The sequence below is a fragment of the Pseudoalteromonas sp. CnMc7-15 genome (assembly GCF_022347925.1).
Lineage (GTDB): Bacteria > Pseudomonadota > Gammaproteobacteria > Enterobacterales > Alteromonadaceae > Pseudoalteromonas > Pseudoalteromonas ruthenica.
Genome location: NZ_JAKRFT010000003.1, coordinates 140518 through 160052 on the forward strand (window position 1 = coordinate 140518; position 19535 = coordinate 160052).

Consider the following 19535-nt stretch of genomic DNA (forward strand, 5'->3'; position numbering starts at 1 on the left):
AGAAGTGGCAGGGGCGGAGAGATTCGAACTCCCAACCGTCGGTTTTGGAGACCGCTGTTCTACCAATTGGAACTACGCCCCTGCAATGTCGACGCATTATAATGAGGTTTTTAAAAAGGTAAAGAAAAAATCACGCTTACCCGGTTTAACTGCTTTTAAAATAAACAAACGGCATGCAATTGCTTGCATGCCGCTTTAATATGGTTGTTCTTTCGCCGTGAGGCTAAACCACTATTCCCACTCGATAGTCGCTGGCGGCTTACCTGAGATGTCATATACCACGCGAGAAATACCGTCGATTTCGTTAATAATACGGTTAGACACCTTACCAAGGAATTCATAGGGTAAGTGTGACCAACGCGCGGTCATAAAGTCGATGGTTTCAACACAACGTAGGCTTACGACCCAGTCATATTTACGGGCATCACCCATCACCCCGACCGAGCGCACTGGCAAGAACACCGTGAAGGCTTGGCTTACTTTGTGATAAAGCTCCGCCTTGTGCAGCTCTTCGATGAAAATAGCATCAGCGCGACGGAGCAAGTCGCAATACTCTTTCTTAATTTCACCCAGTACCCGTACACCTAGGCCTGGGCCTGGGAATGGGTGGCGATACAACATGTCATAAGGAAGACCCAGCTCAAGGCCTATCTTGCGTACTTCGTCTTTGAACAATTCACGCAGCGGCTCAACAAGGCCCAGCTTCATGTCTTCTGGCAAACCACCAACATTGTGGTGTGATTTGATGACATGGGCTTTACCGGTCGCCGAGGCGGCTGATTCAATTACATCTGGGTAGATAGTTCCTTGCGCCAACCACTGCGCATTCACACGTTTGCCCGCTTCTTCATTGAATACATCAACAAAGGTGTAACCAATGGCTTTACGTTTAGCTTCTGGCTCATCAATCCCTTCTAAGGCTCTCAAAAAGCGCTCTTCGGCATCTATTTTGATGATATTGAGGCCAAAGTGGTCGCCGAACATATCCATCACCTGCTCGCCTTCGTTCAAGCGTAACAGGCCGTTGTCAACAAACACACAAGTTAGTTTATCGCCAATGGCTTTATGAATAAGCATGGCCACGACAGACGAGTCTACCCCACCGGATAGGCCTAAGATCACTTCTTCGTCACCGACTTTTTCACGAATACGCTCAACGGCATCTTCGATGATTTGCGCGGGTGTCCAAAGCTTTTCACAGCCACAAATATCAACCACAAAGCGCTCTAACAGACGTAGACCTTGAAGTGTATGAGTCACTTCTGGGTGGAACTGCACGCCATAAAAACGTTTTTCTTCCCATGACATCGCTGCATGGGGACAGGTGTCTGTTCTCGCTGTGGTAGCAAACTGAGGGGGAATTTCTTCTACTTTATCGCCGTGGCTCATCCATACATCAAGCAGACCGTTACCGTTGTCGCCAAGGTGATCTTCAATGGCTTCAAACAAGGCACAGTTACCTACTTTTTCCACTTGTGCATAGCCAAATTCTTTCTTATCAGAGCCGTGTACTTTACCGCCAAGCTGCGCCGCCATGGTTTGCATGCCATAACACACACCCAGAACCGGAACACCCGCTTCAAATACGTAGTCAGGCGCACGCGGGCTGCCCTCTTCGACTGTAGATTCAGGGCCACCAGATAAAATGATGCCTTGCGGGTTAAATTCACGAATTTGCTCTTCCGTTACATCCCACGCCCATAATTCACAGTAAACGCCTATTTCACGCACGCGGCGGGCGATCAGCTGGGTGTACTGCGAACCAAAGTCGAGGATCAATATACGGGAATCATGGATGTCTTTGCTCATTGCTGTCTCATCTAAATTAAATGATGGCGGACCCAGTGCAACCAGGTCCTTTACGCTAACCGAAATTAAGCAGGGCTAGCAGTTGCTAGCCCTGAGTGCACCGCTTTCGCGCCTAGCCTAGGCGGTAGTTGGGCGCTTCTTTAGTAATTTGCACATCGTGTACGTGCGACTCGCCCATACCGGCCGAGGTAACGCGTACAAACTGTGGCTTAGTGTTCATCTCTTCAATGGAGGCCGAGCCAGTTAGGCCCATGGAGCTGCGCAGACCCCCCATTTGTTGGTGGATGATATTGCCAATCGGGCCTTTGTAAGCCACGCGGCCTTCGATGCCTTCTGGTACCAATTTCTCGGCTTCTTTCGAAGTTTGGAAATAGCGATCTGACGACCCTTCTTTTTGGTCCATCGCACCTAATGAGCCCATGCCACGGTAAGATTTATAGTAGCGCCCTTGATATAGCTCAACCTCGCCTGGCGACTCTTCAGTACCCGCAAGCATTGACCCCACCATGACGCACGATGCACCGGCAACCAGCGCTTTAGCAATATCGCCTGAGAAGCGAATCCCCCCATCGGCAATAACAGGAATATCACGTCCTTTAAGGCCCTCAACAGCATCTGAAATAGCGGTAATTTGGGGTACGCCACAACCAGTCACGATACGCGTAGTACAGATAGAGCCTGGGCCGATGCCCACTTTCACGGCATCCACGCCAGCATCAGCAAGGGCAATAGCGCCTTCAGCTGTTGCTACGTTACCAGCAACGATTTGTAAATCTGGGTAAGCTGCACGCGTTTCTTTGACGCGGTCAATAACCCCTTGCGAGTGGCCATGTGAGGTATCGATGAGTAGCACATCAACACCGGCTTCAACCAGTGCAGCGATGCGCTCGTCAGTGCCAGCACCCACACCCACTGCAGCACCGACGCGTAAGCGACCTTGCTCATCTTTACAGGCGTTTGGTTTGTCCATGGCTTTTTGGTAATCCTTCACTGTGATCATGCCTTTCAGTTTAAAAGCGTCATCAACAACTAGGATTTTCTCAATGCGGTGCTCATGCATCAGCCCGAGGATCTGGTCACGATCAGCATTTTCGCTTACCGTAACAAGGTCTTCTTTTTTGGTCATCACGCTAGAAACAGGCTTGCTCAGCTGAGTTTCAAAACGCATATCACGGCTGGTAACAATACCCTGAAGGTTATTGTCTTTGTCGGTCACCGGGAAACCAGAGAAGCCTTTCTCAATCGCCAGTGCTTGTGCATCAGCGATAGTCAGGTCCGCTGGTACGGTCACAGGTTGCGACACAACCCCTGCCTCGTACGTTTTTACTTTACGTACATTGGCCGCCTGTTCGGCGATGGTCATGTTTTTGTGAATAAAGCCCAGTCCACCTTCTTGCGCTAGAGCAATGGCTAAACGCGCTTCAGTCACTGTATCCATAGATGCAGAAACAAGCGGGAGGTTCAGCTTAATGCCGCGAGTAAGGCGAGTGGTAAGGTCCGCTGTGTGCGGTAGAACAGTAGAATGACCAGGTACTAAAAGTACGTCGTCAAAGGTAAGAGCTTCTTTAGCGATCCTAAGCATTGGCAACTTCTCACGAATTGGTGATTGGATGGAGTTGCGGCGGCATTTTATCAGCGATAATAGGGCGAGTAAATAAAATTCGCCGTTTATTTATGATAAAGTGGCGACAACTTTTTCGCTCTCTTGGGTCGTTCTATGTATTCACAACCCCACGCTAATACGCCAGCTGCCGTATACACCGTATCGCGCCTAAACCGCGAAATCCGAACCGTGTTAGAACGTGGCTTTGCCAGTATAGTACTCAATGGTGAAATTTCTAACTTTGTTGCTCCCGCTTCTGGACATTGGTACTTCTCCTTAAAAGACGATAAATCCCAAGTACGCGCAGCGATGTGGCGCGGCAACAACCGCTATGCACAAATTCGCCCAAAGAATGGCGACCAGGTGCAAGTACATGCACGAGTCTCATTGTACGAACCGCGCGGTGACTACCAAGTCATCGTCGAGCGCATGGAAGCCGCTGGCGAGGGGCTGCTTAAACAACAGTTCGAAGCCTTAAAAATGCGCTTGGCTAGTGAAGGGCTATTTAACTCTAGTTACAAAAAGCCATTGCCTAGCAGCATCAATAAAGTAGGTGTTGTCACGTCCAGCACTGGGGCCGCTATAAAGGATATTTTAACCGTATTAAAGCGCCGCGCACCGCAGCTTGAAGTGGTTATTTACCCTTGCCAAGTGCAAGGTGATAGTGCCCATCAAGGGATCATCGATAAAATTGCTCTAGCCAATGCCCGCAAAGAGGTTGATGTATTAATTGTCGGACGCGGTGGCGGCAGCTTAGAAGACTTGTGGTGCTTTAATCACGAGCAATTGGCTCGCGCTATTTTTGCCAGTGAATTACCTGTGATCAGTGCCGTGGGTCATGAAATAGATACCACTATCAGCGACTTTGTTGCTGATATACGTGCGGCGACCCCCTCGGCGGCGGCCGAGTTAGTGAGTCCCGATAGCGAACAAATTAAGCAGTTTTTAGCGCATAAAAAGCAGCAGCTACACAGCGCATGGCGACACCGCTTAGCGGCCTATCAACAGCAATTGCAGCAACTACAAAGCCGTTTATCACACCAGCATCCAGCTAATCAGTTGATGCAACAGCAGCAGCGTTTAGATGAGTTGCAAATGCGTCTACACCGCGCCATGGAGCAGCGTTTTAACCACCAGCAACAGCACCTTGGCGAGCTTAGTATGCGTTTGCAACGCGCCAACCCAGGACAACGGGTAGCCAGCGCCAAATATCAATTGCAGCAACTGTCGAGCCGTCTAGTGGCAAGCCAAAAAGAACAACTCTATCGCGCCCAAAGCGAACTGAGCCACCTCGCTACTCGCCTTGATAGCATCAGCCCTTTGGCCGTACTTGGGCGCGGCTACAGCATTACGCGCGCCGACTCGGGAATTATTAAGTCAGTACAGCAAGTACAACCGGGCCAAACACTGCATACGCGCGTGGCCGATGGTGAGGTTACGACGACGGTGGTAGGCGTTCAACCCAAAGATTAAGACCCGCTTCGGAGCTGCGCGAATTGGTGCGGTGAAACTGCTGCCACCACGGCTGTTCCATTAGAGTATTTTGAATATTGTGCCAATCGTCACGCGGGTCGAGTTCAACGTCTTCTTGGGCTGAGAACTGCAGGCGACACACCGTTTGCTTACATTGGGCGGTATCGAGTTTAATCTTGTACGCCAACCCTTGGCTGTAAACAAAGTCACTCACTTTGGTCTCAACTTCATAGGCCCAAGCTTCGTCTCGCTCTTGATTGGTAAATCGCTCTTTAAGTTCGGCCTCCATGTCACTGGGTGCATCCAGAATATGCTTGTAGGTAGCAATGGTTTGCTTAGCGGCCGCCAATTCGCGGCGTAAAGTATCAATGTCGCTGGCACTATTAGCGGCACCCTGGGGTTGTTCGGGGGCGACCTCTGGCGTATCGGTAGCGGGTGGCGGCTGCTGTTTTTTTACTGCTGTTTGAGGTGATTCAGGCAGCGCCGCGAGCTGAGGGGGATGAGTTACAAGTTGAGCATCACTTGATGGTGCGGGCTGCGTTGCTGGCACGGGTGATGGCTCGAAGAACACTATATAACCGCCTCCGAAGCCCAACGAGAATGCCCCCAGTGCAGTTATAACAAGTTGTTTATTCATCCCTTTTCACTCTAGTGCCACTACAACATGGCACTAGTATGCGATTGATTCTCTTGTTCGTCATCTAAAAAGTTTTGATTCATGCTTTCCGCTGGACAAGGACAGTCCGGTTTGCCCACCAATTTAGCGGGAACGCCAACGGCGGTCATATGCGGCGGCACTGAGCTCAATACTACCGAGCCGGCACCAATACGCGCACCCTCACCCACTTCAATATTGCCCAGAACTTTCGCCCCGGCGCCAATCAGCACCCCGGCACGAATTTTAGGGTGGCGATCGCCAGACTCGTTACCTGTACCACCTAAAGTGACCGACTGCAAAATAGACACATTGTCTTCAATCACCGCTGTCTCACCAATAACAATACCCGTCGCATGGTCAAACATGATGCCGTGACCAACACGGCACGCGGGGTGAATATCAACACCAAACACCTCTGAGCAGCGGCTTTGTATAAAACGAGCCAGCTCGATGCGCCCTTGACGCCACAAGCAATGAGCCAACCTGTGCGCTTGAATGGCGTGAAAGCCTTTAAGGTTTAAGATCACCGTTAAATAAGTATCCACCGCTGGGTCACGATCGCGAACGGCTTTAATATCGTTTGCTACATGAGTAAGCATGGTATCGCAGTCCACAAACGCTTGGTCAAATAGCTCGCGAATGGTAAACGCTGACACCACCGCATCGGCGAGTTTGTTGGCCACGATAAAGCTTAGCGCCGAGCCAAGGCACTCATGATTAAGCACACACGAGTATACGTGCGAGGCCAATAATGGCTCTTTAGTTACAACTTGATTTGCTTCTTCTCTGAGCTGCTGCCAGATTTCATGACGCATGGGCATATCCACCAACTTACGAACAACGGACTTGTAATAGACTAAGTGTAACGGATCTGCCCACTATCACGCCATCCCGGGGGCAATTTAGGGTCGTTATCAGATATAACTAAAACAACTAAGGAAAGAACTGTTGTCGTTAATGCAAAAATAAAGCTAGGCTAAAGTCATAGCCGCATTGGAGAAGAGTATGCCCCAAGCAATTGATAAAAAGAACTTTAATAGCTTTAAAGCGTTTTACCCTTATTACTTACAAGAGCACGAAAACCCTGTGTGCCGACGTTTACATTTTATCGGCAGTTTAGTGGTGCTGGCGATATTAGGCTTTGCTGTGTTCAGCGGCAGCTACATTTGGTTGTGGGCGATGCCTGTGGCCGGTTACGGCTTTGCATGGGTGGGTCATTTCTTTTTCGAGAAAAATCGCCCTGCTACCTTTCGCCATCCAGTTTACAGCTTGATTGGCGACTGGGTCATGTTTAAAGATATGCTCATTGGCAAAGTGTCTTGGTAGCCCCAAGCTTTGCCACTGAGAGCTCTAATAGGAGGCTACACCCCCACACCAAGGGTTTTTAACAACGCCAACACACTTTTAGCATTATCTGCTAATGCCAACTGCTTATCATGCTCTGAAGTCGCCTGATGCACAGCCGCAATCATCTCATGCAGCTCTTTTAGTTCATCATCACTAAAGGCACTACGAAGTTGTGGCTTCGACATGGGTAAGGAATTGCTTAAATCAGCAGCAATCTGGGTGATATCGTCGGCGAACTCGCCTCTTAAATCGTTTAGGCTCATTATTCTATCCTGTTATTAAAGGCCTGCGCTTTGTAATGATTTATCGATAAAGGTGCTAATTGTTGGCGGGATCGGCAGTAAATCACCCACCTCCTTTATGGCGCTTTGCTGCAAACTCAATACCGAATTAGCGCTAATAAGTAACTCGGTGATGCTTTCATTCGCTTCAAGGGTTGCTTGCACATTGCCATGAATAGTGCGACGCATCTTATCGGCTTCATCGTGAATGCTGCCTCGCACTTGCGTGCGGATAAGGGCCGCCAAACCAGCCACATCTTCACGTTGCTGTGAGTTGAGATTATCATTATCAGCCAGCTGTCGTTTGCTACGATAACTTTGCTCTGCTTTGGCATACACCTTATGCCAGCGCTCATCAAGCATCGCATAAGCAGAGTGCTCCCACGCATCCACCATGGCCAAACCATTATCCCCAATCGCGGCGATGCCTTTCGAGACTTGCTGATTTGCGGTAATCGCCTGTTGTGGAACGCTGGTACAGCCACCGAGAATGACCGTCGCCAATACCACCGCGCTAAACACCCGAGTCATTGTTATTGCTTCCTTTTTTATTATTTGTCCCGCTAATAGAGTAACTTAGTTCGGATGAATTGCCACCTTTAATCACCCTATTTGAGTTAAGTGCACCACTGTGTAGCAGTGCTTATTGCGGCGCTGAAGATATGTTTTTCATAGCCCGTGCTGGATTAACTACTGCACAAAGCCCTTTATTTAGGGCGAACCATCAATTGGGAAGCTAGACGCATTGGTCAGGTTTTAATACCCATCGTAAAAGGAGAGTTACGAGAGAGGAAATGCGCTAGATCTATACCGGAATTATCAACGTAATTTTCAAATTTCAGGCATAAAAAAACCCTAGCCAATCGGCTAGGGTTATCAAAAGTGGTACCAGTGGGCGGACTTGAACCGCCACGCCCGAAGGCAACGGATTTTGAATCCGTCATGTCTACCAATTCCATCACACTGGCATCTTTTTTCTTTGACCTTCTCAACGAGAAGATAAAGAAAAACCACTTCAGAGCAAAGGCTTTGTTTATCTGCCTTCATCTCTATGCCGTGCATTATACAAAGAATGAAAAGCGCGGCAAGCGTTTTATGTTATTAATGTGTCAACTGCTGAATAAACAACCAAGCGTGAGCATCAATGTTTAACAATATCAGCACTTAGGCATAAAGCGTTTAATAATTGCCTGCATATCAATATTTTCATTGAGTGTGCCATATTGATGGTGGCTTTGTGGCGCTAAACGCGAGCGCACAAAGGCATCGGCAATTAAGGGGTCGCCGTAAATAAGCAAGGTTGCACCCTGCCACAGTAGGGCCAAGCTCTCCATGATTTGCCGCGCGTGTATTTCAATCGCCGCTTTATCACTAAGCTGGGCCTGTAACTGTTCTAACCGTTCATCGAACTGTGCATACTGGCCCTTTGCCTGCTCTAATTCCCGCATTAAGGCCTTTAGCGTATCCGGCTCTTTATTCAACACCCGCAATAAGTCTAAACACTGCACATTGCCCGAGCCCTCCCAAATGGCGTTCACCGGGGCCTCTTTATACAAACGGCTGAGCACATTGTCGTTTACATACCCCACCCCACCGACACACTCCATGGCTTCATAGGTATGTTGTACGGCGCGCTTGCAAATCCAATATTTGCCGATTGCGGTGGCGCTGCGTACTAACGCTCGATGGTGGTGATCATCTTGGTTATCTAATGCATTAGCGATACGCATAGAGATAGCCAAAGCAGCCTCAGCCTCAATGGCTAAATCGGCTAATACGTTGCGCATAAGCGGTTGCTGGTGCAGACCTTTGCCAAAGGCTTGGCGTTCATGGGTATGCCAAATCGCTTCTTTCGCTGCTTGCGCCATCAGTGCCGAAGAGCCCAACATACAGTCGTAGCGCGTTAAAGCCACCATTTGAATGATGGTAGCGATGCCGCGCCCTGGCTCACCCAATAACCAGCCATGGGCGCCGCGAAACTCCACCTCAGAGCTGGCGTTAGATTGATTCCCTAATTTATTTTTAAGGCGCTGGATATGCATTGGGTTCTTGCTGCCATCCTCGCGCCAACGGGGAACTAAAAAGCATGAAAGCTGTTGCTTTACCTGGGCTAACACCAAAAAGCCATCGCACATCGGCGCCGAGCAAAACCACTTATGACCCACAATCTCATACAATTGCCCCGGCCCGCTCGCAGCTACAGGGGTGGCATAGGTGGTGTTTGCTCGCACATCACTGCCACCTTGTTTTTCGGTCATTGCCATCCCTATGGTCACGCCTTGCTTTTCATACCAAGGCTTATTGCTTTCATCATAGTGACGCGACAAAATCTTGGGCAGCCACCGATCGGCCACCTCTTTTTGTACCGCGATTGCCGGAACGCTGGCGAAAGTCATGGTTAACGGGCAGCCCGAGCCAGGGTCGGCGTGGCTGTGTAAAAAAGCCAGTGCCCCGCGCACCACATGCGCCCCGCTTTTGCTTTCCAACCAAGGTAGCGCACAGTGACCACTTTGCACTGCATAGCGCATCAGTTGATGATAAGCGGGGTGATAATCGACTTGATCAATGCGCTCACCAAAACGGCTATGACTAACAAATTCGGGAAGGTGCTTATTAGCAAGGAAGCCGGCCTCTAATAGTGACCCACCTATGCCTTCACCAAAGTTGCAAAGCATGGGCGCGCCCCAACTGCCACCGAACCGCGTTAACCAGTATTGCAACACCTCATCGGCGCTAAAGGCATTGTAATTCGCTAATGGCTTGGGTTGATTAAATACCGAGTGTGTATCTGCTAGGCTGTTGTTATTCATTTATTTTTCTCACAGTGCGGCAGTGGAGTTATGTCACTGACTATAGCAGGTCTGACCACCTTGTCGAGCGAGCACGAAGAGCGTCGCCTTTGTGCAGGGGGTTTGCTACACTGTCGCCGATTTTATCGCTTAGGAAATGTTGTCATGTCTGCTGATTATGCACGCACTGGGTTTGCCCGACGTATCGCCTCATTAATTTATGATGGCCTTGTGGTTATCGCATTTGCCATGCTGACCACGGTGATGTACTTACTTGTTGTACAAGGCGCTATCTCGCTAGGTTGGTTAAGCTTAGGTGAGGCGGAAGATGTGGCGGCGTTGATTCAACAAAATACCCTTCTCTATGTGCTCCGTGATGTGCTTTTAGTCTTAGTAAGCCTAAGCTTTTTTGGCTACTTCTGGAGTAAGAGTGGGCAAACAATCGGTATGCGTGCATGGCGTATGCAAGTGCGCCGACTCGATGGCAGTCTTCCAGGCTTTTGGCAAAGCGCATGGCGCAGCCTGTGCGCGTTACTTGGCTTAGGCAATATCTTGGTCTTGGTTGATATAAAAAACAAACGCGCCCTGCAGGACTACTTATCGGGCTGTGAAGTGGTTACCTTAAGCAAAGAAGACAACAAGAAAATTTACCAAGCTCTAGATTAAGCACAGCAAGCGGCGTTTAATTGCGCCGCTTCAGTAGATAGCTTGAGAAGATAATAAACAACATGCTCGGTAGCACCGCCCCCACAAATGCGGGGATCTGATACACCGTCACAATAGGGCCGAAGATACGGTCAGTCAGGTGAAAAGCGATACCTGTGACCACCCCCATCACGATACGCGCGCCCATGGTTACGGTGCGCAGCGGCCCAAAAATAAATGACAGTGCCACAAGCAGCATCACTGCCAAAGACACGGGCTGCATAATCTTGCGCCACAATGCCAACTCGTAAGCGGTGGTGTCTTGGTCGTTGTGCTGCAAATACTGCAAGTAAGACCACAGCCCTTTGAATGACAAGGTTTCAGGCTTCACCGATACCACTCCCAATTTTTCAGCGGTGAGCTGTGAGTCGTAAAATTGTTCTTCGGCGAAGCTTTCTCTAATTTGTGCCGCATCAACATGTAACTCTTTGACTTTACGCAGCATCCAGCCACCTTCGCGATAAAGCGCTCGATCAGCAAAGGTGATCTTTTCCAGCTCTAAGTCTTTATCAAAATGATACATACGCACGCCATTGAGTTGCCCTTGTTGATCAACATCCTCAATGTTGACGAAAACATCACCATCTTTGGCCCACACGCCTTGCTTGGCGCTGTATACATCGCCGCCGTATATAGCATGCGAACGCAGTTGTTTGGCGGTTTGCTCGGCCTTGGGTACGCCCCATTCGGCCATGGCCATCATCAATAAGGCTAATACCACCGCCGTTTTCATCACCGAGGCAATGACCTGCAAGCGTGACATGCCCGCTGCCTGCATCACGACCAACTCGCTGTTTGAAGCCAAAGCCCCAAGCCCGGTGAGTCCGCCTATCAACGCCGCCATAGGGAAAAATACCACCACATCGCCAGGCACCGTATACAAGGTATATAACAGCGCATCCATAATGTCGTAGCTGCCACGACCGACTGATTTAAGCTGCTCAATAAACTTAATGAGAGTACTGATCCCCACTAGAACCAATAGGGCGAACCCCGTGGTTTGCATAATGCTGCGCCCTAAATACCAATCGAGTGTTTTCATACTGCGGCCTCTCGCTTAGTTAGGATGGAGCGCAGCCACACGCCGAGCGGTCGCCCTTTGATAATAAGAAATGCACCAATAAACAGCGCACTAAGATGCACCCACCATAGGCCAATCGAAGGCGGAATTTTGCCATCTTCCAGGGCAAACTTAGCGGCATTCAATAAAATAAAATACCCTAGGTACAGGCTGATCGCCGGCACTAGTTTGGCAAATTTACCTTGGCGCGGGTTCACCACGCTCAAAGGCACGGCGATAAGCGTTAATAACGGAATAGACAGCGGAATGGCTAAGCGCCATTGAAACTGTGAGATAGCTTCATTGCTATCTTGCTCTAACAACTTGGCGGTGGGCACAGCTTCCAGCTTACGACGCTGGTGTTCAATGGCTTGCTCGCGGATTTGCACCTGATAGCTATCAAACTCGGTATGTTGCATGTTCAGTGCGCGAGCCTGGGTTTCGTAGCGCTGCCCCTGACGCAGGATCAATTGTTGTTCGCCGTTATCACGTTCGATCACCTGTCCTTGCTCGGCATACACAACCTGAGACTGTTGCTGGCCTTCACCACGAGGCAACTGCGCCACAAACACTTTATTTAAAACGCGTCCGCCATCGTCCATATTATGAATAAAAACCACCGCTTTTTCATTCCCTGTTTCCTGAAAGCGCCCGGCACGCAAGGCAGAAAGGCCGGCATCGGCTTGTGCCCGCTCCTTTAACTGGTATTCCTTTTCACTGGCCCAAGGGGCTAAATACAAGGTCATGGCACCGGCTAAAATCGCTAATGCGGTGCTTGAGATTAGGGTAATACGCACCACATACCATTCACTGACGCCACAGGCTTTAAGAACTGTCATTTCGCTGTCAGCATACACGCGGCTATAAGCGAGGATAATACCTAAAAAGATACTTAGCGGCAGAATCAACGAGGCTAATTGCGGCAGCTTTAGTGCCACCATAGAAAGCACTAATTTTGCAGGAATACTGCCCTCAGATGCATCGCCTAGAATTACGACGAATTTTTGGCTGATAAAAATGGTCATTAAGGTCAAGAAAACAGCAACCTGAGACTTGAAAACTTCAGCGGTTAAGTATCGAAAAATCAGCAATGTCCGCCCCTAAAAACGTCGTGTTTCACTGGCATAGTAGGAAAATTTGAGTAAACTAGTTGTTTTAGTCACTTTATTATATGTCAAGCGCATTAAATATCATACCTAAGGCATGTAATTGTCTACACTTTAGTTAGTGGATTGATAAATGCGTAAATAGTTCACGACAATAGTAAGTAGGTGAACAGCGCCTTGGCTGGCAAACGCCCCAAGGGCTGACTTTTCCTCTAATTAGGAGTCACAATGGAATTTAGCGTAAAAAGTGGTAGCCCAGAGAAGCAACGCAGCGCCTGTATTGTAGTGGGTGTTTACGAGCCACGCCGCTTATCCCCTATCGGCGAGCAACTGGATCAAATCAGTGAAGGCTACATCTCTAACCTTTTACGTCGCGGCGACTTAGAAGGTAAGCCGGGGCAAACGCTATTATTACACCATGTACCGAATGTGCTAAGTGAGCGCGTACTACTTGTAGGTTGTGGTAAAGAGCGCGAGCTAGACGACAAACAGTATAAGCAAATCATTTCCAAGACCATTAATACCCTGAACGAGACTGGGGCCATGGAGGCGGTGTGCTTTTTAACAGAGCAGCATGTGAAAAGCCGCGATACGTATTGGAAAGTACGCCAAGCTGTTGAGACCACACAAGATTGCTTATACACCTTTAACCAGCTGAAAAGTAAAAAAAGCGATCCACGCCGACCACTGCGGAAAATTGTTTTCAACGTACCAACGCGCCGCGAATTGCCGATTGGCGAAAGTGCCATTGAGCATGGTTTAGCTATCGCTTCAGGAGCCAAACTCTGTAAAGATGTCGCCAATATGCCGCCAAATATCTGTAACCCACGTTACTTAGGCGAGCAAGCGAAAAGCTTAGAAGAAGAGTTCGAGAACGTCACCGTTAACTTGGTCGGCGAGCAAGAAATGGAAGAACTCGGCATGCACTCGTACCTTGCCGTAGGCCGTGGCAGTGCTAACGAGTCAGTGATGTCGGTGATTCACTACAATGGCGGCGCAGAAGGCGCGGCACCGATTGTGCTGGTAGGCAAAGGCCTGACTTTCGACTCTGGCGGTATTTCAATTAAGCCAGGCGAAGCCATGGACGAGATGAAATACGACATGGGCGGCGCAGCTGGGGTAATCGGCACCATGCGCTCCATTGCCAAAATGCAACTGCCCATTAATGTCATTGGTGTGCTTGCAGGCTGTGAAAACATGCCAAGCTCCAATGCCTATCGCCCGGGTGATATTCTAACCACGATGTCGGGGCAAACCGTTGAAGTCCTTAATACTGACGCCGAGGGACGCTTGGTACTGTGTGATGCCCTCACCTATGTGGAGGCATTCGACCCCGATACCGTGATTGACGTAGCCACCCTTACTGGCGCGTGCATCATCGCCCTGGGTGCTCATGCAACCGGCATGCTCTCTAACCATAATCCTTTGGCACATGACCTTCTTAAAGCCTCTGAGCAAAGTGGCGATCGTGCTTGGCAGCTGCCGCTATGGGATGACTATCATGAGCAGTTAGAAAGCCCGTTTGCTGATTTCACTAACTTAGGCGGTCGTGCCGCAGGCACTATTACCGCTGCTTGCTTCTTATCTAAGTTCACCAAAAAGTATAACTGGGCGCACTTAGATATTGCCGGTACGGCATGGCGCAGCGGCGGCAAAACCAAAGGCGCCACGGGGCGTCCTGTGCCAATGCTAACGCAATATTTGATTAACCGCGCTGGGGTATTGGATAACCCGCAAGATTAATCACTGCGATATCACTTCAAGCCCCTTTTTTAAGGGGCTTATTCATTGATGCAGGGGCGTGATTGTGTCAAAATTGGCGGATTAACGAGCCGCGTAGAGGGCGCAATGCACGCGTTATTTTACCTGCTAGAACATGCCGATGAGCCGGGCAGCGACGTACCGGCTCATTTTGATCTTGGCGCTCGCTTGGCGTGCGAGCAATATCGCCAAGGACAACGGGTATTTATCTTTGTTGATAATCGCGACGATGCTCATCTTGTTGTTCAGCACCTATGGGCATTTGACGCCGATAGCTTTGTGCCCCACAACCTCCAAGGAGAAGGGCCTCGCGCTGGTGCCGCTGTGGAGATAGGGCAAACCCCGCCTGTGTCACGGCGCAGTGTACTGATCAACTTAGCATCAAGCGTGCCCGATTTTATACGTCGCTTTGATACGGTGTTTGACTTTGTGCCAGCCGATGACACACGCAAACACCAAGCACGAGCAAGATATAAGCAGTTACGCGACTTAGGCGCGCAGCTGGCAACACAAAAAGTTTAAGTTAAGGTTCTGGGCAATGGATAAAACCTATAATCCGCAAGATATTGAACAATCCCTCTATCAGAAGTGGGAAGAAAACGGCTACTTTAAGCCAAGTGGTGAGGGCGACTCATACTCAATTATGATCCCACCACCAAATGTCACCGGCAGCCTACATATGGGCCACGCCTTCCAGGACACCATCATGGATACCTTAATCCGTTTCAAGCGGATGCAAGGGAATAACACATTGTGGCAGGTTGGTACCGACCATGCCGGGATCGCGACACAAATGGTGGTCGAGCGTAAACTCGCCGCCGAAGAGGATAAAACACGCCATGACCTAGGTCGTGATGCCTTTATCGATAAAATCTGGCAATGGAAGAATGAATCTGGCGGCACCATCACCAAGCAGCTACGTCGTTTAGGCGCCTCGGTGGATTGGGACCGTGAACGCTTCACTATGGATGACGGCCTATCTGAAGCGGTTAAAGAAGTCTTTGTGCGCCTGTATAAAGACGACTTAATTTATCGTGGTAAGCGTCTGGTTAACTGGGATCCAAAACTACACACCGCGATTTCTGACCTTGAAGTTGAAAACAAAGACAAACAAGGGCATATGTGGAATATGCGCTATCCCTTGGCCGATGGCGTCAAAACTCAGGATGGCAAAGATTACATCGTCGTCGCCACCACTCGCCCAGAAACCATGCTCGGCGATACTGGTGTGGCCGTAAACCCTGATGACGAGCGTTACCAAAACCTCATTGGCAAAGAAGTCTTGCTGCCTATCGTGAACCGCCGTATTCCTATCGTTGCTGATGAGCATGCCGATATGGAAAAAGGCACCGGCTGTGTGAAAATCACCCCAGCGCATGACTTCAACGATAATGAAGTCGGTAAACGCCACCAGTTGCCGATGATTAACGTATTCAACAAAGATGCGGCGATTCTAAGCGAAGGCGAAACTTTTACCTTTGATGGCAAACCACTGCAGTTAGACGCCCCTATCCCTGAGCGTTTCCACGGCTTAGACCGTTTTGATGCGCGTAAGCAAGTGGTTGCTGAGTTCGAGCAGGCTGGGTTATTAGAAAAGATTGACGATCACAGCTTAACCGTGCCCTACGGCGATCGCTCTGGGGTGGTGATTGAGCCCCTACTTACCGACCAATGGTATGTGCGCGTTGCGCCACTGGCCGAGCCAGCTATCAAAGCCGTTGAAGACGGTGATATTGAGTTCGTACCAAAGCAATACGAAAACATGTATTTTTCTTGGATGCGCGACATTCAAGACTGGTGTATTTCGCGTCAGCTATGGTGGGGCCACCGTATTCCAGCGTGGTACGACAATGACGGCAACGTGTATGTTGGACGCGATGAAGCAGAAGTACGCCGCGAGCATAACCTCGATGACGATGTCACGCTCAGCCAAGATGACGACGTACTCGATACTTGGTTCTCATCAGCATTGTGGACCTTCTCAACCCTTGGTTGGCCGAACAACGTTGAAGACTTAAAAGTATTCCATCCGTCTAACGTGTTGGTCACTGGTTTCGACATCATTTTCTTCTGGGTTGCCCGTATGATTATGATGACTCTGCATTTCATCAAAGATGACAACGGCAAGCCTCAGGTACCATTTAAAACCGTTTATGTGACTGGCCTGATTCGCGATGAGAATGGCGATAAAATGTCGAAGTCTAAGGGTAACGTGCTTGACCCACTGGACATGATTGACGGCATCGATTTGGAAAGCCTAGTGACTAAACGCACCGGCAACATGATGCAGCCACAACTGGCGAAGAAAATCGAAAAGAACACCCGTAAAACCTTCGCTGAGGGCATTGAGCCGCATGGCACCGATGCCTTGCGTTTCACTCTTGCAGCCATGGCGTCAACCGGTCGTGATATCAACTGGGATATGAACCGCCTAGAAGGTTACCGTAACTTCTGTAATAAGCTGTGGAACGCTAGTCGTTACGTGCTTATGAACACCGAAGAGCAAGATTGCGGCTTCAACGATGCACAGCGCGAGTACTCGCTGGCGGATCGCTGGATTCAAGGACAGTTCCAACAAACCGTGAAAACCTTCACTGAACACTTGGACAACTACCGTTTTGACCTTGCTGCTAACACGATTTACGAGTTCACCTGGAACCAGTTCTGTGACTGGTACCTCGAGCTAACTAAACCCGTGTTATTTAAAGGCACCGAAACCCAGCAACGCGGTACTCGCCATACCCTGATCACTGTGCTTGAAGGGCTACTGCGTTTGATGCACCCGTTAATGCCATATATCACCGAAACCATTTGGCAGCGTGTGGCTCCGCTTGCAGGTATCAAAGCCGATACCATAATGACCCAAGCGTTCCCTGCGTTTGAGCAAGATAAAGTCGATAGCACCGCGATGGCCGATTTGGAGTGGATGAAACAATTTATTGTCGCCATTCGTAATATTCGCGGTGAAATGGACATTAGCCCAAGCAAACCACTGAACGTGTTGCTTGCTCAGGCTTCTACCGAGGATACTCGTCGCTTACAAGAAAATCAGACGTTCCTAGCCGCCCTAGCCAAGCTAGAAGATGTGACCGTGCTTGATAACGTCGACGACGCGCCAGCGTGTGCGACCGCCTACGTGGGTCAACTCGAGATCATGATCCCCATGGCCGGGCTGATTGATGTAGACGCTGAGTTAGCGCGTATTGCTAAGCAATTGGAAAAAGCTGAAAAAGGTCTGGCTCAAGTTGAGAAAAAGCTCGCTAATGAGAAGTTTGTCAACAATGCGCCTGAAGCCGTACTTGAAAAAGAAAAGTCGAAGCTGGCAGAGTACAGCGAAGCCAAGGCGAAATTGCTCGAACAAAAAGCAAAAATCGAAAGCCTGTAAAACTATTAGGCAACAATCATAACGCGAGCTCAGGCTCGCGTTTTTTATGTCCGCGTCCCATACAAACAAGCATAAAAAAAGCCAAGCAGTTGCTTGGCTTTTTCATCTCAGCATTGCTTAGAAGCTGTAGTTGTACTGTGCACCAACCAGGTAAGCATGGCCTTCCGACTCAAAGCCCCACTGCTGCCCTAGGTTGTCACCTTCAACAAAGTTTTGGGTTTTACCGCGTAAAATACTGGCACCTAAATCAACGCTAGACGCTTCATCGATAAACCATTCCGCACCAAAAGAGAGCCAGAAGCGGTCGGTATCTGGGATAGAGATAGACAGATGCTTCTGCGCCACTGGCGATTCATCAAAGGCTAAACCAGCACGCAATTTAATATCGTTTGTTAGCTGGTAGTCACCACCGATTGACACACGGATTGAATCCGAGAAGTCTTCGTTTTTGCTAAATACCGGTCCCTCACTCACTGGCACATAGGCTTCAAGCTTGTCAAAGCTACTCCAGCCTGTCCAAAGCACACTGTAGTGTAGGCCATAATCTTGGTTTAACTGGTGTGAGCCTGAGAATTCAGCGATCGCTGGCAGGGTTAAATCAACCGTACCTGGTAAAGTTTGCCCATTAAGGCCACCCAATGCTGCCGGAAGCTGATTGGTGTAGTCACCCTCAAATGTGAGGTCTGTTTCGCTGCGATAGTGGAAGCCAAGGCGGTTGTCACTATCTAGGTCATAGGCCAGGCCTACATTCCAGCCAAAGCCATAGTCATCGCCCTCAAGGTGAACCGCTTCTAAGCTTGCCGGTGCACCTAACGGGTTTGCGCCAAGGTTACGGACAATCTTTGCATCGGCGTACACGTGGTTAACACCCAGTGCCAAGGTAAGAGCTTCGTCCACCTTATAAGAAACCGATACATTAGAGTTAATGGTGACGATTTCAGTTTCACCAGCTAGCTGGCCTGCAGCATAATCACTGGCAAACTCAGTAGCTAAACCAAAGTTAGAGAAGGCACCAAAGCCTACTGCCACCTTATCGTTTACCGGGAGCACAAAGTAACCGGCAGGGATCACCGCGCTAGGGGCGATGCTATCGTCGTTTAACACGTTAGGGTTTAGGCCATTGTTGGTGCTTTCGCCTTTAAGGCTCACGTCTGGCTCGACATAAATTGCCGCCACGCTCAGCTGTGCCGTTTCAAATTGCGACATCAGTGCGGGGTTACGGGCAACCACAGATGCATCATCAGCAATGGCTGCTTCACCAGCGTAGGCACGGCCTAAGCCTGACGCATTTTGCTCTGCCAGCTGAAAAGCGGCAGCGAAAGATTCTGTTGATAATAGCGCCAATGAAGCCGCTAAAATTGTCTTTTTGAATTGCATACTTCTTTCTCATTGTTGTCATTTTAACTGGCATACACTAGCGTATTTCATGCAAAAAAACTGTTAAATATGGTTAACATAGCGTAATTTAAGGGCAATATTTACATAATTTTACGATTTTAAAGACTGATTAGACCTCAAACACTCAAATGATATAAATTCTCATTATCATTGACTATTT

Annotated in this window: 16 protein-coding genes and 2 tRNA genes; 6 read left to right on the plus strand and 12 right to left on the minus strand. The window is 49.2% G+C overall.

The window, feature by feature from the left end:
* Window positions 1–5 precede the first annotated feature (5 nt).
* The 3 genes from MHM95_RS07965 to guaB all read right to left on the minus strand — a co-directional run bounded on the left by MHM95_RS07965 (window position 6) and on the right by guaB (window position 3391).
* Window positions 6–82: transfer RNA gene (locus tag MHM95_RS07965), tRNA-Trp, on the minus strand.
* A 149-nt stretch (window positions 83–231) separates the two neighbouring features.
* The gene (gene guaA / locus MHM95_RS07970; RefSeq protein WP_045979540.1) at window positions 232–1809 is read right to left on the minus strand and encodes a glutamine-hydrolyzing GMP synthase; all 1578 of its coding nucleotides are present in this window, start codon (window positions 1807–1809) and stop codon (window positions 232–234) included.
* 112 nt (window positions 1810–1921) lie between these two features.
* A complete protein-coding gene (gene guaB / locus MHM95_RS07975) occupies window positions 1922–3391 on the minus strand; it encodes an IMP dehydrogenase (RefSeq protein ID WP_022944336.1) in 1470 nt (489 codons plus the stop codon).
* Between the two features lie 135 nt (window positions 3392–3526).
* On the opposite strand from guaB, the gene xseA reads away from it, so the two are divergent.
* Window positions 3527–4885: an exodeoxyribonuclease VII large subunit gene (xseA, locus tag MHM95_RS07980; protein ID WP_239384992.1), complete on the plus strand. Its 1359-nt coding sequence runs from the start codon at window positions 3527–3529 to the stop codon at window positions 4883–4885.
* Here the strand turns inward: xseA and MHM95_RS07985 are convergent.
* Both MHM95_RS07985 and cysE read right to left on the minus strand, forming a co-directional pair.
* Complete coding sequence (locus MHM95_RS07985; protein WP_239384993.1) at window positions 4848–5522, minus strand: hypothetical protein; 675 nt, start codon at window positions 5520–5522, stop codon at window positions 4848–4850. The two genes, xseA and MHM95_RS07985, sit on opposite strands and share 38 nt — an antisense overlap.
* A 20-nt stretch (window positions 5523–5542) precedes the next feature.
* Window positions 5543–6358, minus strand: a complete 816-nt coding sequence (cysE, locus tag MHM95_RS07990; protein WP_045979543.1) for a serine O-acetyltransferase — start codon at window positions 6356–6358, stop codon at window positions 5543–5545.
* Between the two features lie 190 nt (window positions 6359–6548).
* Between cysE and MHM95_RS07995 the strand changes: the two genes are divergently transcribed.
* Window positions 6549–6869, plus strand: coding sequence for an Mpo1-like protein (locus tag MHM95_RS07995; protein ID WP_239384994.1), 321 nt, complete (start codon window positions 6549–6551; stop codon window positions 6867–6869).
* 35 nt (window positions 6870–6904) lie between these two features.
* Here the strand turns inward: MHM95_RS07995 and MHM95_RS08000 are convergent, their stop codons facing one another.
* The 4 genes from MHM95_RS08000 to MHM95_RS08015 all read right to left on the minus strand — a co-directional run bounded on the left by MHM95_RS08000 (window position 6905) and on the right by MHM95_RS08015 (window position 9981).
* Window positions 6905–7153 (minus strand): hypothetical protein, encoded by a 249-nt coding sequence (locus MHM95_RS08000; RefSeq protein WP_022946281.1) that lies wholly within the window; start codon window positions 7151–7153, stop codon window positions 6905–6907.
* 15 nt (window positions 7154–7168) lie between these two features.
* Complete coding sequence (locus tag MHM95_RS08005) at window positions 7169–7702, minus strand: hypothetical protein (RefSeq protein ID WP_239384995.1); 534 nt, start codon at window positions 7700–7702, stop codon at window positions 7169–7171.
* Between the two features lie 352 nt (window positions 7703–8054).
* Window positions 8055–8139, minus strand: a tRNA-Leu gene (locus MHM95_RS08010).
* Between the two features lie 189 nt (window positions 8140–8328).
* On the minus strand, window positions 8329–9981 hold the full coding sequence (locus MHM95_RS08015; protein ID WP_138509948.1) for an acyl-CoA dehydrogenase family protein: 1653 nt from the start codon (window positions 9979–9981) through the stop codon (window positions 8329–8331).
* A 144-nt stretch (window positions 9982–10125) separates the two neighbouring features.
* Here MHM95_RS08015 and MHM95_RS08020 point away from each other — a divergent pair, with 144 nt between their 5' ends.
* A complete protein-coding gene (locus tag MHM95_RS08020) occupies window positions 10126–10626 on the plus strand; it encodes an RDD family protein (protein WP_138509950.1) in 501 nt (166 codons plus the stop codon).
* Window positions 10627–10642: 16 nt separating this feature from the next.
* Here MHM95_RS08020 and lptG read toward each other — a convergent pair whose 3' ends face one another.
* Window positions 10643–11707 carry an LPS export ABC transporter permease LptG gene (lptG, locus tag MHM95_RS08025; RefSeq protein WP_022946285.1) on the minus strand — a complete coding sequence of 355 codons (1065 nt, stop codon included), beginning with the start codon at window positions 11705–11707 and terminating at the stop codon, window positions 10643–10645.
* Complete coding sequence (lptF, locus tag MHM95_RS08030; RefSeq protein WP_138509952.1) at window positions 11704–12816, minus strand: LPS export ABC transporter permease LptF; 1113 nt, start codon at window positions 12814–12816, stop codon at window positions 11704–11706. Before lptF ends, lptG begins: the two co-directional genes overlap by 4 nt.
* A gap of 243 nt (window positions 12817–13059) precedes the next feature.
* Here lptF and pepA point away from each other — a divergent pair, with 243 nt between their 5' ends.
* The 3 genes from pepA to MHM95_RS08045 all read left to right on the plus strand — a co-directional run bounded on the left by pepA (window position 13060) and on the right by MHM95_RS08045 (window position 17977).
* Window positions 13060–14574, plus strand: coding sequence for a leucyl aminopeptidase (gene pepA / locus MHM95_RS08035; protein WP_022946287.1), 1515 nt, complete (start codon window positions 13060–13062; stop codon window positions 14572–14574).
* Window positions 14575–14679: 105 nt separating this feature from the next.
* Window positions 14680–15114: a DNA polymerase III subunit chi gene (locus MHM95_RS08040; protein ID WP_239384996.1), complete on the plus strand. Its 435-nt coding sequence runs from the start codon at window positions 14680–14682 to the stop codon at window positions 15112–15114.
* A 16-nt stretch (window positions 15115–15130) separates the two neighbouring features.
* Window positions 15131–17977, plus strand: a complete 2847-nt coding sequence (locus MHM95_RS08045) for a valine--tRNA ligase (RefSeq protein ID WP_239384997.1) — start codon at window positions 15131–15133, stop codon at window positions 17975–17977.
* Between the two features lie 117 nt (window positions 17978–18094).
* Here MHM95_RS08045 and MHM95_RS08050 read toward each other — a convergent pair whose 3' ends face one another.
* Window positions 18095–19354 carry an outer membrane protein transport protein gene (locus MHM95_RS08050; protein ID WP_022946291.1) on the minus strand — a complete coding sequence of 420 codons (1260 nt, stop codon included), beginning with the start codon at window positions 19352–19354 and terminating at the stop codon, window positions 18095–18097.
* Window positions 19355–19535: the final 181 nt, after the last annotated feature.

Coding starts and splice junctions, on each gene's coding strand:
- MHM95_RS08015 (WP_138509948.1), bottom strand. CDS start 9,981: ATGAATAACAACAGCCTAGCAGATACACACTCGGTATTTAATCAACCC.
- MHM95_RS07985 (WP_239384993.1), bottom strand. CDS start 5,522: ATGAATAAACAACTTGTTATAACTGCACTGGGGGCATTCTCGTTGGGC.
- MHM95_RS08005 (WP_239384995.1), bottom strand. CDS start 7,702: ATGACTCGGGTGTTTAGCGCGGTGGTATTGGCGACGGTCATTCTCGGT.
- MHM95_RS08045 (WP_239384997.1), top strand. CDS start 15,131: ATGGATAAAACCTATAATCCGCAAGATATTGAACAATCCCTCTATCAG.
- xseA (WP_239384992.1), top strand. CDS start 3,527: ATGTATTCACAACCCCACGCTAATACGCCAGCTGCCGTATACACCGTA.
- lptG (WP_022946285.1), bottom strand. CDS start 11,707: ATGAAAACACTCGATTGGTATTTAGGGCGCAGCATTATGCAAACCACG.
- MHM95_RS08040 (WP_239384996.1), top strand. CDS start 14,680: ATGCACGCGTTATTTTACCTGCTAGAACATGCCGATGAGCCGGGCAGC.
- MHM95_RS07995 (WP_239384994.1), top strand. CDS start 6,549: ATGCCCCAAGCAATTGATAAAAAGAACTTTAATAGCTTTAAAGCGTTT.
- guaB (WP_022944336.1), bottom strand. CDS start 3,391: ATGCTTAGGATCGCTAAAGAAGCTCTTACCTTTGACGACGTACTTTTA.
- guaA (WP_045979540.1), bottom strand. CDS start 1,809: ATGAGCAAAGACATCCATGATTCCCGTATATTGATCCTCGACTTTGGT.
- cysE (WP_045979543.1), bottom strand. CDS start 6,358: ATGCGTCATGAAATCTGGCAGCAGCTCAGAGAAGAAGCAAATCAAGTT.
- MHM95_RS08020 (WP_138509950.1), top strand. CDS start 10,126: ATGTCTGCTGATTATGCACGCACTGGGTTTGCCCGACGTATCGCCTCA.
- MHM95_RS08050 (WP_022946291.1), bottom strand. CDS start 19,354: ATGCAATTCAAAAAGACAATTTTAGCGGCTTCATTGGCGCTATTATCA.
- pepA (WP_022946287.1), top strand. CDS start 13,060: ATGGAATTTAGCGTAAAAAGTGGTAGCCCAGAGAAGCAACGCAGCGCC.
- MHM95_RS08000 (WP_022946281.1), bottom strand. CDS start 7,153: ATGAGCCTAAACGATTTAAGAGGCGAGTTCGCCGACGATATCACCCAG.